Origin of the sequence: Pseudoalteromonas sp. XMcav11-Q, from assembly GCF_040104525.1 — a bacterium.
In the GTDB taxonomy this organism is placed as follows: domain Bacteria; phylum Pseudomonadota; class Gammaproteobacteria; order Enterobacterales; family Alteromonadaceae; genus Pseudoalteromonas.
In genome coordinates this window covers 76730-93097 of the sequence record NZ_JBECOX010000003.1, presented here as the reverse complement: position 1 = coordinate 93097, position 16368 = coordinate 76730, and the positions used below count along the sequence as shown (strand labels likewise).

The 16368-nt window shown below is 43.8% G+C and carries 14 protein-coding genes; 7 read left to right on the top strand and 7 right to left on the bottom strand.

Annotated features, from left to right (window positions below; genetic code table 11):
- Positions 1-6 precede the first annotated feature (6 nt).
- A complete protein-coding gene (gene pyrE, locus ABMY45_RS06050) occupies positions 7-651 on the top strand; it encodes an orotate phosphoribosyltransferase (protein ID WP_010605678.1) in 645 nt (214 codons plus the stop codon).
- A gap of 91 nt (positions 652-742) precedes the next feature.
- Here the strand turns inward: pyrE and ABMY45_RS06045 are convergent, their stop codons facing one another.
- The 7 genes from ABMY45_RS06045 to yegQ form a co-directional block, all read right to left on the bottom strand.
- Positions 743-1456, bottom strand: a complete 714-nt coding sequence (locus ABMY45_RS06045; RefSeq protein WP_102056135.1) for a response regulator transcription factor — start codon at positions 1454-1456, stop codon at positions 743-745.
- Positions 1457-1582: 126 nt separating this feature from the next.
- On the bottom strand, positions 1583-2743 hold the full coding sequence (locus tag ABMY45_RS06040) for a M23 family metallopeptidase (protein WP_206471415.1): 1161 nt from the start codon (positions 2741-2743) through the stop codon (positions 1583-1585).
- A 347-nt stretch (positions 2744-3090) separates the two neighbouring features.
- Complete coding sequence (locus tag ABMY45_RS06035) at positions 3091-4029, bottom strand: GGDEF domain-containing response regulator (RefSeq protein ID WP_102056137.1); 939 nt, start codon at positions 4027-4029, stop codon at positions 3091-3093.
- 2 nt (positions 4030-4031) lie between these two features.
- Positions 4032-4436 (bottom strand): response regulator, encoded by a 405-nt coding sequence (locus ABMY45_RS06030; RefSeq protein WP_010605674.1) that lies wholly within the window; start codon positions 4434-4436, stop codon positions 4032-4034.
- Positions 4437-4438: 2 nt separating this feature from the next.
- Positions 4439-7126: a PAS domain-containing sensor histidine kinase gene (locus tag ABMY45_RS06025; protein WP_211867845.1), complete on the bottom strand. Its 2688-nt coding sequence runs from the start codon at positions 7124-7126 to the stop codon at positions 4439-4441.
- Positions 7127-7606: 480 nt separating this feature from the next.
- The gene (locus ABMY45_RS06020) at positions 7607-7852 is read right to left on the bottom strand and encodes a YfhL family 4Fe-4S dicluster ferredoxin (protein ID WP_010377334.1); all 246 of its coding nucleotides are present in this window, start codon (positions 7850-7852) and stop codon (positions 7607-7609) included.
- 2 nt (positions 7853-7854) lie between these two features.
- Positions 7855-9213 (bottom strand): tRNA 5-hydroxyuridine modification protein YegQ, encoded by a 1359-nt coding sequence (gene yegQ, locus ABMY45_RS06015; RefSeq protein WP_211867847.1) that lies wholly within the window; start codon positions 9211-9213, stop codon positions 7855-7857.
- 311 nt (positions 9214-9524) lie between these two features.
- Between yegQ and ndk the strand changes: the two genes are divergently transcribed.
- From ndk to hisS, 6 genes are all read left to right on the top strand, one after another.
- On the top strand, positions 9525-9956 hold the full coding sequence (gene ndk / locus ABMY45_RS06010) for a nucleoside-diphosphate kinase (RefSeq protein WP_010377338.1): 432 nt from the start codon (positions 9525-9527) through the stop codon (positions 9954-9956).
- Positions 9957-10151: 195 nt separating this feature from the next.
- Positions 10152-11288, top strand: a complete 1137-nt coding sequence (locus ABMY45_RS06005; protein ID WP_102056140.1) for a bifunctional tRNA (adenosine(37)-C2)-methyltransferase TrmG/ribosomal RNA large subunit methyltransferase RlmN — start codon at positions 10152-10154, stop codon at positions 11286-11288.
- A 144-nt stretch (positions 11289-11432) separates the two neighbouring features.
- Positions 11433-12926 (top strand): type IV pilus biogenesis/stability protein PilW, encoded by a 1494-nt coding sequence (gene pilW, locus ABMY45_RS06000; RefSeq protein WP_010605670.1) that lies wholly within the window; start codon positions 11433-11435, stop codon positions 12924-12926.
- 8 nt (positions 12927-12934) lie between these two features.
- Positions 12935-13786, top strand: coding sequence for a RodZ domain-containing protein (locus ABMY45_RS05995; protein WP_010605669.1), 852 nt, complete (start codon positions 12935-12937; stop codon positions 13784-13786).
- Between the two features lie 5 nt (positions 13787-13791).
- Entirely contained in the window at positions 13792-14910 is a 1119-nt protein-coding gene (gene ispG, locus ABMY45_RS05990; protein ID WP_017217050.1) for a flavodoxin-dependent (E)-4-hydroxy-3-methylbut-2-enyl-diphosphate synthase, read from the top strand.
- A 178-nt stretch (positions 14911-15088) separates the two neighbouring features.
- Entirely contained in the window at positions 15089-16366 is a 1278-nt protein-coding gene (gene hisS, locus ABMY45_RS05985; RefSeq protein ID WP_239422659.1) for a histidine--tRNA ligase, read from the top strand.
- Positions 16367-16368: the final 2 nt, after the last annotated feature.

The window sequence follows — 16368 nt, the reverse complement described above, 5'->3', positions numbered from 1 at the left end:
AAAAACATGAAACCGTATCAAAAAGAGTTTATTGAATTTGCCTTAGAAAAGCAGGTGCTTAAGTTTGGTGAGTTTACGTTAAAGTCTGGTCGTACTAGCCCTTATTTTTTCAATGCAGGCTTGTTTAACACAGGTCGTGATCTGGCGCGTTTAGGTCGTTTCTATGCTTCGGCATTGGAAGATGCTGGCATTGAGTTTGATGTGTTGTTTGGCCCAGCGTACAAGGGTATTCCTATTGCGACAACGACAGCCGTTGCACTTGCCGATCATCACAACAAAGATGTGCCTTATTGCTTTAATCGTAAAGAAAAGAAAGAGCATGGTGAAGGCGGTAACTTAGTTGGTTCGGCGCTTGAAGGTCGTATTATGCTTGTTGATGATGTGATCACAGCGGGTACTGCTATTCGTGAGTCGATGGAGATCATTGCCGCTAATAGTGCAGATCTTGCTGGTGTATTAATCGCATTAGATCGCCAAGAAAAAGGCAAAGCTGAGCTTTCTGCTATTCAGGAAGTTGAGCGCGACTTTAATACTCAAGTGGTGTCTATCGTGAAATTGGCTGATTTGATTACTTACCTTGAGCAACAAGGTGGTATGGATGCGCACTTAGATGCAGTTAAAGCATACCGTGATAGCTATGGTGTAGCGTAAGCCTACGATTTTCTGCTGATGGCTAGTACTATGCTAGCCATCAACTTACTTCTTTTTTATCTCGGTTTTATTGTGTGTCTTTACACAGCTCTTAATTCAAACTCACTATTGGTATATGGCGCAGCGCCCAATTAGCAAGTTCAACTCGGTTGCGTGAATTGGTTTTTTTAAATGCGCTGTAGATATGCGTTTTAACTGTGTGACTACTGATATTTAGTCTATCAGCGATATCTTCGTTTTTAGCACCAGCAGCAATAAGCTTGATCACAGATTTTTCTCTGCCGGTAAGCATATTTAATTCTTCATTACTTAAGATGATGTCGCTGTTAGGCAATGCTTGTGGCATGGCGGCAATCAGTTCGCTAAACGCCTCTGAAATAGCACTACGACAAAACCAAAGCTCGCCTTTGAGCACACTGCTTAACCCTTGAAATAACGTCTCTGGCGGAGCGTTGCGATAGAGTATGCCTTTCACATTGCCAAGTAGCGCCGTTTTTTCATTAACGTTGTCTTCATTGGCATTAAATAGCAGTACCTTGTGCTTAGCCGCCAATAGCTTTACTTCAGCACTGATAAGTTCATTACAATCTCGGTGTTCTGTATCTACCAAAAATAACGCGATTTGTTCGCGTTGCGCAGACTCTGGTAGTCGAGTGTCGACTTTTACTGTATGTCCCAGTGTCTCAAGCACTTTGATAAGCACGGTATAATTTGTGGAACTGGTATTAGCTCGAGCATGAGTCAGAATAAAAAACGCTCGATCTTGCCATGCTAGCGAGTTATTGGAATATTCCTTTGCAAACATAGAAGTATTAAATCCTTTTTTATTCCTGATTAAATTTAATATACATTTGTTTTACAAAAATTTTAAGTTTTTTATTAGGCTCAAACTAAAAAGTTGAGCCTAATACCATGGTTGTGCAAGTTCACGTTACTTATATAACGCACGCCATGCACAAGTACGATACCCATTCTTCTCAAAAAAGAAGCGATTACAGTTATCGTCATAGTTGGAGTTACCCACATCTATACGATAGCCACTGATGTACCAATTATGCAGCGAAATATGCCCACCGTTGTACAGTAGCGAAAAGTGAACGTGAGGACCGGTTGATTGACCGCCTTGGCACAATGCTGTTGCTTTATCGTCCGCGTAACGGCCAAGCCAAGCGCCTGCAGAAATGACATCACCAGTGTTATATTGCAAACTTTCCATATGGTAATACTGAGTTGAATAACCGCTTGAGTGAGTCACGCGAATATTACAAGCTGAGTAGCGAGTCACTGTGCCGCCGTGCGCTGCTTGAACCCAAGGTGTATTACTTCCCCAGCCACCTGAACCGTTATTAAAATCAAGCGAAGAGTAAGGGTAACCAGAGCCTGTATTTGAGTGTGCACCACCGCTATACCAAGCGTAACCCGACGGCCATGGAAAGCTCATGCTAAAGCTAGCAGCCGATACTGCCTGTGTTGAAGCCCGCTCACTAAAAGCGATGTTGCTGTCCGCTTTTAGTGCTAATGACTCGCCGTTAAATAATGTTTGATAGGTGTCTAATAGCTTGTTTGCAGATGTATGGGTTAGATCTGCAAGTGCAACGGTTGCTTCGTTTACCGCAGGTAACTTTTTGGCTTTGCCTTCATCGCGAAGTTTTTGAAATGCGTAGTACCTCGCACTCAGATTAAGCGCTACATCTTTTACTTGCGCATCAAACCCCTGTTCATGAGAGAGTTTACCAAACGGTGCAGAGAGGGATTGTTTATCTGGGTTGCTTATCACACCTGATTCAAGTTCCATTAGTGCCAGCAACAATTTAGGGTTAATACTGGCATATCCAGCATAGTGTAAGAGCACTTCGAGCTTGTCACTTAAATGTGGTGCCGTGCTGTCAAGCACTTGCTGCCAATCTACTTGTTGTAAAGCATTGCTGAAAAGAAACAGTTCAGGGTTTACTGCCATTACACTAGAAATAGGTAAGGCACTGATGTGTTCCGCAGTAAATTCAGGTATAGCTACTGAGTCATGCTGACCAGCAGCTGTTGCCTGATGTGAGAGGAGCGCGATTAAACACGCTGATAGATAGTGGCGTTTCATGTTGTATCCTTTCTGTTTGTTTTTTGTTCAATTAAGTTATACCTAAATGTGATTATTTTGTAAAATAAAAGTTTACAGTATGGTTTTTTTGATATGGATCATATGTTCCTGATCCGATAGATTGGGTTTTAGGGTAAAAGCGACTATAGAAAATAAATTAATGTGATGTGGAGGTTGCTATGAGAAGGCAAATTACTCTGTCTCAGCTTGAAGAGTTGCTAGAGGAAAGACAAGGGGGAGAGCGCCGAAAACAGCGAAGTAATGTTTTGCCTCTCGTCGAAAGGCGCAACCATGTTAGGCGAAAGTCTGATAGGCAATACTTGCACAATAGAGTTGAATAGCTCTCTCTATTCCTGTTTTGTCGTGAGCCCTGCATCCGAGTATAACGCGTAAGGTAGTTTATTAGTTTTTGCGTGATACATGGCTTTGTCGGCTTTAGCAACTAACTCTTCAGCCGATGTTGCGTCAGTGGGATAAATCACAGCACCTATACTCAAGTCTAGCTTTACTTCGTGGATGTTGGCGCTTTCATCTTGGAGACAGTAATTATCACTGAGCAAGTCATACTTATGCTGAGCCAGTTTTCGTAACTGGTTTTTTTCGGTCAGGTGAGGGGCGATAACCACGAATTCATCACCACCGTAGCGTGCTACAAAGTCCGAAGCACGTTTATACATTTTAAGTTTTGCCGACAGTATTTTTAGCAATTGGTCGCCTGCTTGATGACCAAGTTGATCATTGACTGGTTTAAAGTTGTCGAGATCAATAAACAACACACCAAATCCATGACCATATCGCTCTGATTCACTAATCGCTCTTTCTAGTTCGCTATCAAATGCGCCGCGGTTATGTAACATAGTGAGTCTATCCATAACCACCAGGTTCTCTAGATTCCGCTGCATTTCGTAGCGTTCTTTTGAGAAGGTAATTGTACGTGCCAATAGTGGGCCGCTCACTTCATGTTTTGGGATATAATCTTGCGCACCAAGTTGAATTGCTTTTTCGCCAAACAGCGTTTCAGATACCCCAGTTAACACGATTATAGGGGCGCTGACGGGTAACTGCTTTACTTTAATCAGCGTGGTAAGACCTTGACTCTCATCGATATTCAAGTCGATTAGGATGGCTTCAGGCTTGACTGTATTTAAGGCGGTTTCAAGTTGTTCTAAATTTTTAAAATGTTTAACGTTAAACTTTTGTCTACCGTCAGTACTTGCAAGTGTGCGCTTAACTAAGTAAGCATCTTCATCGTTGTCTTCAAGAAGATAAATCAGCCATGTATTCATAGTTACCCTTGCACGACACAGTTATTGTCAAACCAATACTGCTTGATTAATTTGATCAACGACTCTAAATCACTCAAGCGTCCAGGCTTGGTAATATATGACTTAGCACCCAATTGATATGCTTTACGAATGTCACTGTGGTGAGTGGAGGTGGTATAGCATACCGTTATTAATTTATCGGCAACTTGTTCATTTTTTAAAGCTTCCATGACTTCAAAGCCACTCATTTTTGGCATGTTTAAATCCAGCAAGATAACTTGGTCGTAAGTTGCGATAGAATCGAGGTAATGTAGCAGCTCATGACCGTCAGAAAAAATTTTAAGCTCTGGCGCATTGGTAATACTGCTGTATGCTCTTTTAAAAAAGTAAACATCATCTGGATCATCTTCAACTAATAACAGTTCCATTATTACTCCTTAACTTCTTTTGGCAGTATGATTTCAAACAAAGCGCCATCATCACTTTGCAGGCATTTTATTGTGCCGCCATGTAGTTTTACGATTTGTCGGCACAGCGCAAGGCCAATACCACTGCCATACTCTTGTGTGGTGCCAAAACGCCTGAACGGTTCAAAGATTTGCTGGCGTCGAGATTTTGGGATCCCAAGTCCATTGTCTTTGTAATGGATCACCGTTTCATGGCCGGTTTGGCTGGTGTAAATTTGGATCACGGGCGCAAGCTCTTGTGACTTAAACTTAATGCTGTTACTGATTAAGTTTTGCAACACTTGAAGAAAAAGCGAGGGATCAAGTTTGATAGGTAAATCACCATTCTCGAGTTTAATTTCTGCGCCGCTTTCCTCGATACTAAAGCTCATCACTTCACAGATATCTTCTAGCAATAAAGTTAGATTAGTTGTTTGTAGCTTCAACTCATGGGAATGTAAGCGTGATAACTTGAGTAGGTCTTGGATCATGATCCGCATTCGTTGACTGGCATCAACTAAGCGCTCTATTTCAAACTTTGCATCATCGTAGTTTTTTAAATCTGGCGTAATTCTTTGCGCCAAACTGTCCGAAAAAGCGGTGATCTTTCTGAGTGGCTCTTGCAAATCATGAGACGCAATGTAGGCAAAGTGCTCAAGGTGGGCGTTGGATTCTTGCAGCTGTAATAGCAATTCGGTGTGCTCGGTCATATCGACAAAAGTACCCAGCATCAACTCTGGCTCGCCATTGTGATCTCGAGTGATCACGGTATCGACAGAATAACACCAAACCCAATGCCCTTCTTTGTGTCTAAAGCGATATTTTATCGGGATAAGTTCACCGTCTTGGCTGGCTCTCACTTCATCAATATGCTCGTAAATGAGTGCGCGTTCACTTTCATGAAAACATAGTTCTAAATTTGAACTTTCTAACTCTTGAATTGTATAACCAAGGAGTTGGGTATAACGCTTGTTTATGCGCGTGTTTTTTTGGAGTTTTAAGTCGTAGAGATAAAGGCCACACACCGCTGAGTCAATCATTCGCTGTAAAAAGCGTTGGTTGTCTTCTAGCTCTTTTTCTGCGAATTTTCGCGCAGTAATATCGACGGCGATACCAACGATCCGCTCAACTTGGTTTTTACTGTCTTTAAGTGGATAAAGAGTCGTCTGATACCAATACTCTTTGTTTTTAAACGGTATCATTTCGGTGTAATCTACGGGTTTTGCGACCTCAACACAAAGTTGGTAGTTTTTTTCGATTCTATCTACTAGCTCCGCTTCTAACACTGTCCCCCTTAGTTCGCTGAGGGTTTTACCCAATATTTCATCAAGTTTGACGCCAGTGCGTTGACAAGCAAACTTATTGTACTCGAGCACTCGAAATGTTTGGTTTTTTTCTACCTTTAATAGCCAAATAGCCTGACTTGCACCTTCGTAGATGGCATTGAGAATTTTGTTTTTTTCCGCAACTTGCAGCTCAAGGGATTTTTTCTGATGGATATTTCTAAGTGCTCCAGACATCACCAATGCTTTACCGTGGTCGTCAAATTGGCTGTTGCCTACGGCGGAAAACCAAGCGTATTCTCCTTTGTTGTCTCGCCCTAAGTACTCGACAAAATATTGATCTTTGGTGGCAAAGTGATGATCTATGGCATCTTGCACTTTGCCCTGATGGTCTGGGTGGATATGTGCAAACCAATCGTCATAGGTGACTTTTTCGTCGTCGCGCTTACCTATCATGGTTTTTAAACGAGATGAATAGCTGACGCTGTTGTCGACAACGTTCCACTCCCAAATGCCATCTTCGGTTGCCCCGATTGCACGCTTCATTTGTTCGGTGGATTCCGCAAGTGCTTGCTCTGTGCGTTTAAGTGACGATAGGTTATTAAACACCGCTAAAATGAGATTGGCACCGTCATGGGGTTCTTGTACTAAGCGCATCTCCATCGGGATTAGATTGCCAAATTTGTCTTTCACATGGCACAGTGCTTCTTTACTGTAATCGTTTTGGTTGAGTAGAGATTGGCTAATGGATTCTAAGCTGTAGAACGGATCATCCAAACTGACGATATCGTGTAGTCTCAGCCCAATTAATGCATCTGGCGTGTCGTACCCAAGCTCGCGATAAAAATAAGGATTGCACTTACTCACGGTGAGTAGCTGGTCAAGTAGCAAGGTACTAGTGGGTAAGGCATCGAGCATAAACTCGGTAACTCTGTGTTGGTCGAGTTGCGAATGAAGCGCTTGCTTTTCATCGGTAATACGTTTGAGCCTTGCGGTCACGCCATGGAATTGATTGGGAGTTGGGATTGCGACGGCGCTTGGGATAAGTCTAAAAAGATAAACCGCCGTTACCATTGAGATAAACGCTGTGACTGCTTTTGAAATGCCATGAATACCATAAGCGCCATGCCAAACGGTATAAACGCCAATTAAGTGCGTGAGTCCACATAAGGTGATGAAGCTACAGAACAACACAAAGACCCAATTTCTGCCAACGTCAGGGCGTTGTTTTGCATAAATCATAATCGCCATAGGAATAGAAAAGTAGGCGGCGGCTATCAAGATATCGGAGATGACATTGGTCCATAGCAGGTGAGGTTGCCACAAATAGCAATGACCATGCGGCATGTACGCGCTATTAAAAAATGACTCAAACGAGTTCAAATCCATGTTATTTCCTTACCTCAACGTAAAGCCGATTCATATAAAAACATCCGCCGTTAAGACGCTAAAAGCGCACTCAAGCTGCGATAGTAAAATACGCTTTAAAAGTCCTAATGCTCTGCTTTAACTGTAGTATATCTATTTGAAATTTCGACAAGAGGCGCAAGAAACCTGAACTTCGGATAATTAATGCCTTTCTAGCAGCCAGTTTTAGCGCTAACTGTGTTGAATTCACTTCCAATAGCCAGCTATTGGTGCGTAAATTCGCCTTGCCTACAGGACGTAGGTACCAGGGCGGTAGCAGGACGCGAGAGCGGAGTTATCCCCAAAACTCTCTGGCTAGATAAGAAAGTAATTTAATATAATTTTAAAAACAGAGGGTTAGATCATTCCTTATCCTAACCTCAGGTTTGGAAATCTTTATCGTGAGGTAGGGAAGAGGGGGAGTTGAGAGATTAACAAGGTGAAGCGCGTGGCTTCACCTTGTTATTCAGTGAGTCGAAGGTACTTTTCGGCTAACTGATCAAGGCTTTCTTTGTGGTTTGGATCTGGTTTAATGCAATCAATGGGGCAGACACTTACACAGGTTGGTGTGTCGTAATGGCCGACGCATTCAGTGCATTTGTCAGGGTCAATTTGATAAATTTTATCGCCCATGTAAATGGCCTGATTAGGACACTCAGGGTCGCACATATCACAGTTGATACATTTATCATTAATAAGTAGTGCCATCGTTATGCCTTTTTAAAAGGATTACGAGTGTCCTCACTTTGGCCCAAATTGCGCATTAAAATGGCGTGACTTAAGTCTATGTCTTCTGGCAGTGGAATTTTGACGATATGACCAGAGCCCTTGGCGTCATCTATCGCTTCGCCTTTTTTATTTTCCATGTGTTCAAGATTAAAGTGAATATTGCCCTTAGGCGTCATCAATTCTAAGCTGTGACCAGTACAGAACTTGTTTTTAACCTCAATCTCAACGAGGCCATTATTAGTGCGACCTAGCACTTCACCAACAAACTGCTGTTGGTCAGACACCGAATGACCGTAGTCGTAATTTTGATAGTCTTGATGTACATGACGTTTCAAGAAACCTTCGGTATATCCTCGGTGGGCTAGATTTTCTAGGGTTTTCATTAAGCTTGGGTCAAATGGTTTACCTGCAACAGCATCATCAATGGCTTTACGATAGACTTGTGCGGTGCGGGCAACGTAATAGAATGACTTGGTTCGGCCTTCGATCTTAAGGCTGTGCACGCCCATGCGAGTCAGTTGATCAACATACTGGACTGCACGTAAATCTTTGGAATTCATGATGTAAGTACCATGCTCATCCTCAAATGCTGGCATGTATTCACCTGGGCGACCTTGCTCTTCGAGCATAAACACTTCGTCGCTTGGTTGACCTTCCCCTAAGGTTGGAATAATCGCTTTTGGATCGACTTTATGGACAACATCCCCGGTTTCGTTTTCTTGACCAGGTTTGACATCGTAGCTCCAGCGGCAGGCATTGGTACAAGTACCTTGGTTTGGATCGCGCTTGTTGATATAACCCGACAATAAACAGCGACCAGAATAAGCCATACATAAGGCGCCGTGAACGAACACTTCAAGCTCAGTGTCTGGGCACAATGTACGAATTTCTTCTATTTCTTGTAGCGACAACTCGCGAGAAAGAATAACGCGCTCAACCCCTTGTTTGGCCCAAAATTGCACCGCCGCATAGTTAACAGCATTCGCTTGTACGGATAAGTGAATTGGCATGTCTGGCCACTTATCGCGCACCAGCATAATTAGCCCGGGATCGGACATGATAAGCGCGTCTGGCTTCATCGCGATAACGGGCTCAATATCACGTAAGTAAGTTTTCACTTTGCCGTTGTGCGGCGCAATATTTGATACGACATAGAGCTTTTTGTTTTGCTGGTGGGCTTCGTTAATACCGGTTTCGAGGTTGTTTAGGTCAAATTCGTTATTGCGTACACGTAGACTGTATCTTGGTTGTCCGGCGTACACAGCGTCGGCACCGTACGCAAAAGCGTAACGCATATTCTTTAAACTGCCGGCAGGAGAGAGAAGTTCTGGTACAAACATGGTTTACCTCATACATTGAACTAGGGCCTGTTGAGTGATTTCGTGTGCTGATTCTAAAAAGCGGCGCAGTATAGAAGAAAGCTAAGTAAGTAATTTTGATGTAGATCAGGTTTTTTGACATTGTGCAAGGAAGGGCAAGAGACCTTACTGTTAAGGCTTCTACTAGCAACTCTGCGCATTTAATCGACAAATAATTCGCCAAATTTTCGTTTCTTCGCAAAGAAAGCGGCGTGAGATAGTAGGTTTTTTCTACCAAAACACGTATAATTCGCGCCCGTTAATATTCACAATAATATTTTGGAGCAAAAAAGATGGCTTTAGAGCGCACTTTTTCAATCATCAAGCCTGATGCTGTAGCTAAAAACCACATCGGTGCTATCTACAACCGTTTTGAGTCTGCTGGTCTTAAAATCGTTGCATCAAAAATGGTTCACCTTTCTCAAGAGAAAGCTGAAGGTTTCTACGCAGAGCACAAAGAGCGTCCTTTCTTTGGTGCACTAGTTTCTTTCATGACTTCTGGTCCAGTAATGGTTCAGGTGCTTGAAGGTGAAGATGCAGTTCGTAAAAACCGCGAAATCATGGGTGCTACTAACCCTGCTGAAGCGCTAGCTGGTACGCTACGTGCTGACTACGCAGACAGCATCGACGAGAACGCAGTACACGGTTCTGACGCGCCAGAGTCTGCTGCTCGCGAAATCGCTTACTTCTTCGCTGAAGAAGAGATCTGCCCACGTACTCGTTAATTCGAGACTTGGTGCCAAAGAAGGGCTTTCGAGCCCTTTTTTTGTCCCGTAGCTAAGTTGAGGGATAAGCGTGCTTTGTAAAGTAATCACACTACTTCACAAAACACGTTACATTATTTGTGATGCTTGCTGCTTTTTTGTACAATGCGTTATTGGCAATTTAGCTGTTCTTACCGTCTTTAACCGAGGTTGTTCATGACCACTATTGAGAAAAAAATTAACTTACTTGATTTAAATCGCGAGGGGATGCGCGAGTTGTTTGCATCATATGGCGAAAAGCCGTTTCGCGCGGATCAGGTGATGAAATGGATTTATCATTTTGGCATTGACAACTTTGATGATATGAGCAATCTGAACAAAAAGCTGCGTGCGCGTTTGCAAGCTGAGTGTGAGATTAAGGCGCCTGAAATTTCAGTAAAGCAAGAGGCTTCTGACGGTACCATTAAATATGCTCTATTACTCGAGGGTGGCCAAGAAGTTGAAACCGTGTGGATCCCTGAAAAAGACCGAGCGACACTGTGTGTGTCTTCTCAAGTTGGCTGTGCGCTAGAGTGTACTTTTTGCTCAACAGCGCAGCAGGGCTTTAACCGTAATTTAAAAGTGTCTGAGATCATTGGTCAGGTTTGGCGCGTGGCAACCGACATTGGTCTGCATAAAGGCGATAGCACTAAACGTCCAATTACTAACATCGTTATGATGGGTATGGGTGAGCCTCTGTTAAACCTAAATAACGTTGTACCGGCGATGGAACTGATGATGGACGATTGGGCATTTGGTTTATCCAAGCGTCGCGTTACGCTAAGTACATCGGGTGTGGTACCTGCGCTTGATATCTTGAAAGAAAAGATTGATGTGGCACTGGCGATTTCGCTACATGCGCCAAACAATCCACTACGTGATGTACTTGTACCAATCAACAAAAAGTATCCGATTGAAGAGTTCCTAGCAGCATGTCGTCGCTATATTGATGGCTCTAAAGCAAATAAAGATGTCACCATTGAGTACGTGATGCTACAAGACGTGAATGACAGTACAGATCATGCCCATGAGTTGGTGCAAGTTCTCAAAGGCACACCGTCAAAAATTAACTTGATCCCATTTAACCCGTTCCCAGGGAATGAATATGGTCGCTCTAGCAACAGCCGTATCGATAGATTTTCTAAGGTGTTACAAGCTGCAGGACTTACCTGTATCGTTCGTCGTACTCGTGGCGATGACATTGACGCTGCATGTGGACAGCTAGTAGGTGATGTCGTAGATAGAACCAAACGTTTAGCCAAGAAAAAGCAGCGTGACGACAATGCTATTACTGTCAATGTAAGCGCACAATAATATTAAAAATGAGCTGGGTTTACTCAGCTCATTTCATCTTAACCTCAGATAAGTTCTGACTATCTGGTAAAAAAGAGATGAATCTCTTAGCCTTTTGGGTAATATAGGGCACACATAGAACTCAGTGGCATTCAAAGGTGAGTGATGCAATCGCGAAATTATCGCAAAACAGGATTGGCTGCATCCATTCTCGCAGGCGCGAGTTTAGTTCTGTCAGGTTGTGTGACGGAGAGTAGTTATCGCTCCGATGGGCGTCCTGTGGCCGAACAACAAGTCAATAACACCAATGCCGCAAGAACTCGCATTGCGCTTGCACTTCAATATCTCAATTCTGGTAACACCACCTCAGCTAAATTTAACTTAGAGCGTGCATTACAGTTAGCGCCAAAACTGGCCGAAGCTCATTATACATTAGCGTATTATTACGAACAGGTGGGCGAGCAACAACGTGCTGATAATGCCTATCAGGCGGCTTTGGATATTGAGCCAGATAATCCCGACACACTAAACAACTATGGCACTTTTCTTTGTCGCGTTGGACAGTATGACAAAGCGAGCAAATACTTTTTCAAAGCGATAGAGGTGCCAAGTTATTTGCGGGTATCTGCAAGCTATGAAAACTTAGCCCTATGTGCGTTGAAGCAAAACGAGTATTCCCTTGCCGAGGAATATCTGTTAAATGCGATTAAGCATAACGCTCAGCAAATGTCGTCGCAACTTGCACTCGCGGGCCTGTACTATGCTCGCAGTGATTTCTTAAGAGCAGAAGATGTGCTTGATAATGTTGCCAAGCGTGGATTTATTTCGCCAAGAAGCTTAATGCTTGGGCACCTAGTGCATATGCAAATGGGCCACTTACAAAAAGCGCAAGACATCGCCACGACCTTGGTGCAAAGCTACCCTAAATCTGCACAAGCAGGCCTTATCTTAACGAATAATATCGCTGCAAGTGAATTTGAACGGTTGCGCAATCGCTATCGAGAAGCGCAGTTAAATCAGCTTGCCGAGGCGTCGCCTAATCATATAGTTGCGAATCCAAAAATTAAAATTAAACGTAAGAAAACGCAACCGAATTCAACCCAATCATTCACCGTTGATTCACCCATTGAGGCCAATAATTCTGCGCCTTCGGCAAAACCTGAAGTGGCAAAAAGCACATCTTTAGTGAACGTTAGCTCGGACTCTGAAGCTCGGGTTGAGTTTTATCAACCGGACCCATCGGAAGTCACATTTAGTCCTCGCTCACGTGAGCCTCAAGTGTTAGCGACTACATCATCCAGCAGTTCAAGTGTACCGTTATTAAATCGTGACGTTGCGCCTCCTCAGGTACCTTTTCATACTGTTATTGCAGGTGAAAACCTGTTTAGTATTTCAGTCAAATACGACATTAAAATGGTTGAATTGATGGAATATAATCAAGTGCGGGAATCTGCAAGATTGTACGCAGGTCAAAAGGTGTATCTTAACAATCCCAATGTCGTGCATGAAATTGCGGCGGGAGATACTTTGCTCAGTATTGCCGATCGATATGGTGTGTTGATCGATGAAATTATGCGATGGAATAAACTCACTCCTGATGTGGCGCTGCAAGCAGGCCACGGATTATTAATTGTAGACCCAACAAATTACGTTTTATGAACCAAACAATGAAAGAGCAGGAAGCACCTGAACAAGAGCAGCCTTCACTCGGGCAAACTTTAGCAACGGCGAGACAAAATGCCGGGATCAGCTTTGCTGAAATTGAATCGCGCTTAAAGATGACCCATGCCCAACTTACCAAGCTCGAGCAGGATGACTATCAAGACCTAGGGCCTGAAACCTTTGTGCGTGGCTATATTAAAAATTACGCTGCGCTACTGGGTTTGAATCCGACGGAAGTACTGGCTAGATATCAATCTCCGGAGCTGCCGCCACAGAAAAAGCGGATGCAAAGCTTTTCTCGCCGTACTCATAAAGAAGCCCACGATAACCGCCTAATGATGGTGAGCTACATTGTGCTGGCTATCGTACTGGGGTCGTCGGCATTTTGGTTTTGGCAGACCAATAGCTCAGAGCAAGAAGTGGTGCCTGAAACGTCGGTTACTCAGCTTGAAACGCCAGTTGAAAATGTCACAACACCAGCGATGGATGAGCTAGAATTGCCTACTGAGCAAAACAATGACACAACCCCGCAAAGCGAGCCACAGGAGAGTGAAGCGGAGGTTTCGGTGCCAGTTGAAACGAAACCGCAAGCGACAAAACGAGACTCTGCATTGAGCACGGTGGTCATGCATTTCAACGAAGAAAGTTGGGTTGAAATGTTTGACGCAACACAAGAGCGTGTTGCATTTGGTGTTAAAAAAGCGGGATATACTATGACAGTTGAAGGTAAGGCCCCTTTTTCTGTTATACTCGGCAAGCATCAGGCCGTAGAGGTCACGCTTGACGGTAAACCAGTGTCTTTGCCTGCGTTTACTAAAAACCGTCTAGCTAAATTCAATTTACCGTTAACAGAGTAGTCAGCATGTTTTCAGAACCACCTATAAAGCGTAGAAAATCAACAAGGATCTATGTCGGTAATGTGCCTATTGGTGATGGCGCACCGATAGCAGTACAGTCTATGACGAACACCAATACTCTAGATGTTGATGCGACGGTGGCACAAATTAAAGCTATCCAAGACGCTGGAGCGGATATTGTCCGTGTTTCTGTGCCGACAATGGATGCAGCTGAAGCATTCAAAAGCATTAAAGAGCAAGTAGATATTCCACTCGTTACGGATATTCACTTCGATTATCGTATTGCATTACAAGTGGCTAAGTACGGTGCCGATTGTTTGCGGATAAACCCTGGGAATATTGGCAGTGAAGACCGTATTCGTGCAGTGATTGACGCGGCGGGTGAGCACAATATCCCAATTCGTATTGGTGTGAATGGCGGCTCACTAGAGCGCGATTTGCAAGAAAAGTATGGTGAACCAACACCTGAAGCTTTGCTTGAGTCTGCGATGCGACATGTCGAAATTCTTCAGCGCCATAATTTTGATCAGTTTAAAGTCTCGGTAAAAGCTTCCGACGTGTTCTTAGCCGTTGGCGCTTATCGGTTACTGGCAAAAGAGATTGACCAACCTCTGCACCTTGGGATCACTGAGGCTGGTGGTTTTAGAGCTGGTTCGGTTAAATCGGCAGTTGGTCTAGGTATGCTACTTGCTGAAGGGATTGGTGATACATTACGTGTTTCACTGGCGGCTGATCCGGTGCAAGAAATCAAAGTGGGTTTTGATATTCTAAAGTCGCTGCGAATTCGTTCGCGCGGCATTAATTTTATTGCTTGCCCAAGTTGTTCTCGTCAAGAATTTGATGTAGTGAATACTATGAATCAGCTTGAGGAGCGATTAGAAGATATCGTCACACCAATTTCGGTTTCTGTGATTGGTTGCGTGGTAAATGGCCCTGGCGAAGCACTCGTCAGTGACTTAGGTCTTGCTGGCGCAAATCGCCGTTCAGGCCTTTATATTAATGGCGAGCGCCAAAAGACACGGATTGATAATGATGATATTGTCGCTCAATTAGAGTCTCAGATCCGAGAATATGTAGAGAAAAAAGAAAGCGAAGAAAAAATCGATGTAAAAATCATCGACTGATACCAGCGTAATCGTTAAGATAAGCGAATTTTCGCGCTTTCTCACGGCGTGCTAGACTGCACGACGATAAATGGCATTAAAGAAATAAAACCAATGCGATGAGACTGTTTTAGCGTATTTAGTTAAAGGCTAAAGCAGCAGGAAATCGGTTGGTGACAAATTTAAGTTAGGGTTTTCAGTGACTAAACAACTTCAGGCAATCCGTGGAATGAATGATTGTCTGCCAGGTGACACGCAGGTCTGGCAGAAAGTAGAATCGGTGTTAAGAGACACAGTAGCGGCATTTGGTTATCAAGAGATCCGCTTTCCAGTCGTTGAGTCGACCGATCTATTTAAGCGCTCTATCGGTGAAGTAACCGATATCGTCGAAAAAGAAATGTATACCTTTGATGACCGTAATGGCGATAGCTTAACGCTACGTCCGGAAGGCACAGCAGTGTGCGTCCGTGCGGGTAATCAAAATGGTTTGCTATACAACCAAGAACAGCGCCTTTGGTATATGGGACCTATGTTCCGCCATGAAAGACCGCAAAAAGGCCGTTACCGTCAATTCCATCAATTTGGCGTTGAAACCTTTGGTATGGCAACACCAGATATTGATGCCGAAGTGATCTTATTGACGGCGCGTCTATGGCAGCAATTTGGCATTCAAGACCATGTTACGCTTGAGCTCAATTCTTTGGGGTCAAATGAAGCGCGTGCTGAATATCGTGATGCTCTGATTGCATATCTGGAGCAACACAAAGAAGCGCTTGATGAAGATAGTCTGCGTCGTATGTATAGCAATCCACTGCGTGTGTTGGATAGCAAAAATCCAGAGGTACAAGCTGTACTTGTTGATGCGCCTAAGCTTTCTGAACACTTAGATGATGAATCACGCGAACATTTTGCTAATTTGTGTGAACGTTTAGACGCAGCTGGCGTCGAATACCAAGTTAATGAAAAGCTGGTACGTGGCCTAGATTACTACAACCGCACCGTATTTGAGTGGGTGACGACAAGCTTAGGTTCTCAAGGCACAGTATGTGCTGGCGGCCGCTACGACGGCTTAGTAGAGCAGCTTGGCGGTAAAGCAACACCAGCTGTTGGCTTTGCGATGGGTATCGAGCGTTTAGTCTTGATGCTACAGACGTTGGAGTGTGTGGGCGATATTCGTCGTAATGCAGACGTATACGTTGTTGCGATGGGTGACAAAGCGGCTATTCAAGCTCCAGTGGTTGCACAGCAATTACGAGATGATATTGCTGGCCTTCGCGTGATGGTTCATTGTGGCGGTGGCAACTTCAAGAAACAATTTAAACGTGCAGATAAAAGCGATGCTGTTATTGCGCTAGTGCTAGGCGAAGATGAACTCGCTGAAGGCAAAGTGACAGTGAAGTATCTGCGTGAAGAGAAAGAACAAATCACCTTACCACTTGCAGAAGTAAAAACGCTGTTAGCAGAGCTGGTAGGCTAAGA

Bases quoted from the DNA above. Each gene is read 5' to 3' on its own strand.
- pyrE (WP_010605678.1), top strand. From the start codon at position 7: ATGAAACCGTATCAAAAAGAGTTTATTGAATTTGCCTTAGAAAAGCAG.
- ABMY45_RS06045 (WP_102056135.1), bottom strand. From the start codon at position 1,456: ATGTTTGCAAAGGAATATTCCAATAACTCGCTAGCATGGCAAGATCGA.
- ABMY45_RS06040 (WP_206471415.1), bottom strand. From the start codon at position 2,743: ATGAAACGCCACTATCTATCAGCGTGTTTAATCGCGCTCCTCTCACAT.
- ABMY45_RS06035 (WP_102056137.1), bottom strand. From the start codon at position 4,029: ATGAATACATGGCTGATTTATCTTCTTGAAGACAACGATGAAGATGCT.
- ABMY45_RS06030 (WP_010605674.1), bottom strand. From the start codon at position 4,436: ATGGAACTGTTATTAGTTGAAGATGATCCAGATGATGTTTACTTTTTT.
- ABMY45_RS06025 (WP_211867845.1), bottom strand. From the start codon at position 7,126: ATGGATTTGAACTCGTTTGAGTCATTTTTTAATAGCGCGTACATGCCG.
- ABMY45_RS06020 (WP_010377334.1), bottom strand. From the start codon at position 7,852: ATGGCACTACTTATTAATGATAAATGTATCAACTGTGATATGTGCGAC.
- yegQ (WP_211867847.1), bottom strand. From the start codon at position 9,213: ATGTTTGTACCAGAACTTCTCTCTCCTGCCGGCAGTTTAAAGAATATG.
- ndk (WP_010377338.1), top strand. From the start codon at position 9,525: ATGGCTTTAGAGCGCACTTTTTCAATCATCAAGCCTGATGCTGTAGCT.
- ABMY45_RS06005 (WP_102056140.1), top strand. From the start codon at position 10,152: ATGACCACTATTGAGAAAAAAATTAACTTACTTGATTTAAATCGCGAG.
- pilW (WP_010605670.1), top strand. From the start codon at position 11,433: ATGCAATCGCGAAATTATCGCAAAACAGGATTGGCTGCATCCATTCTC.
- ABMY45_RS05995 (WP_010605669.1), top strand. From the start codon at position 12,935: ATGAAAGAGCAGGAAGCACCTGAACAAGAGCAGCCTTCACTCGGGCAA.
- ispG (WP_017217050.1), top strand. From the start codon at position 13,792: ATGTTTTCAGAACCACCTATAAAGCGTAGAAAATCAACAAGGATCTAT.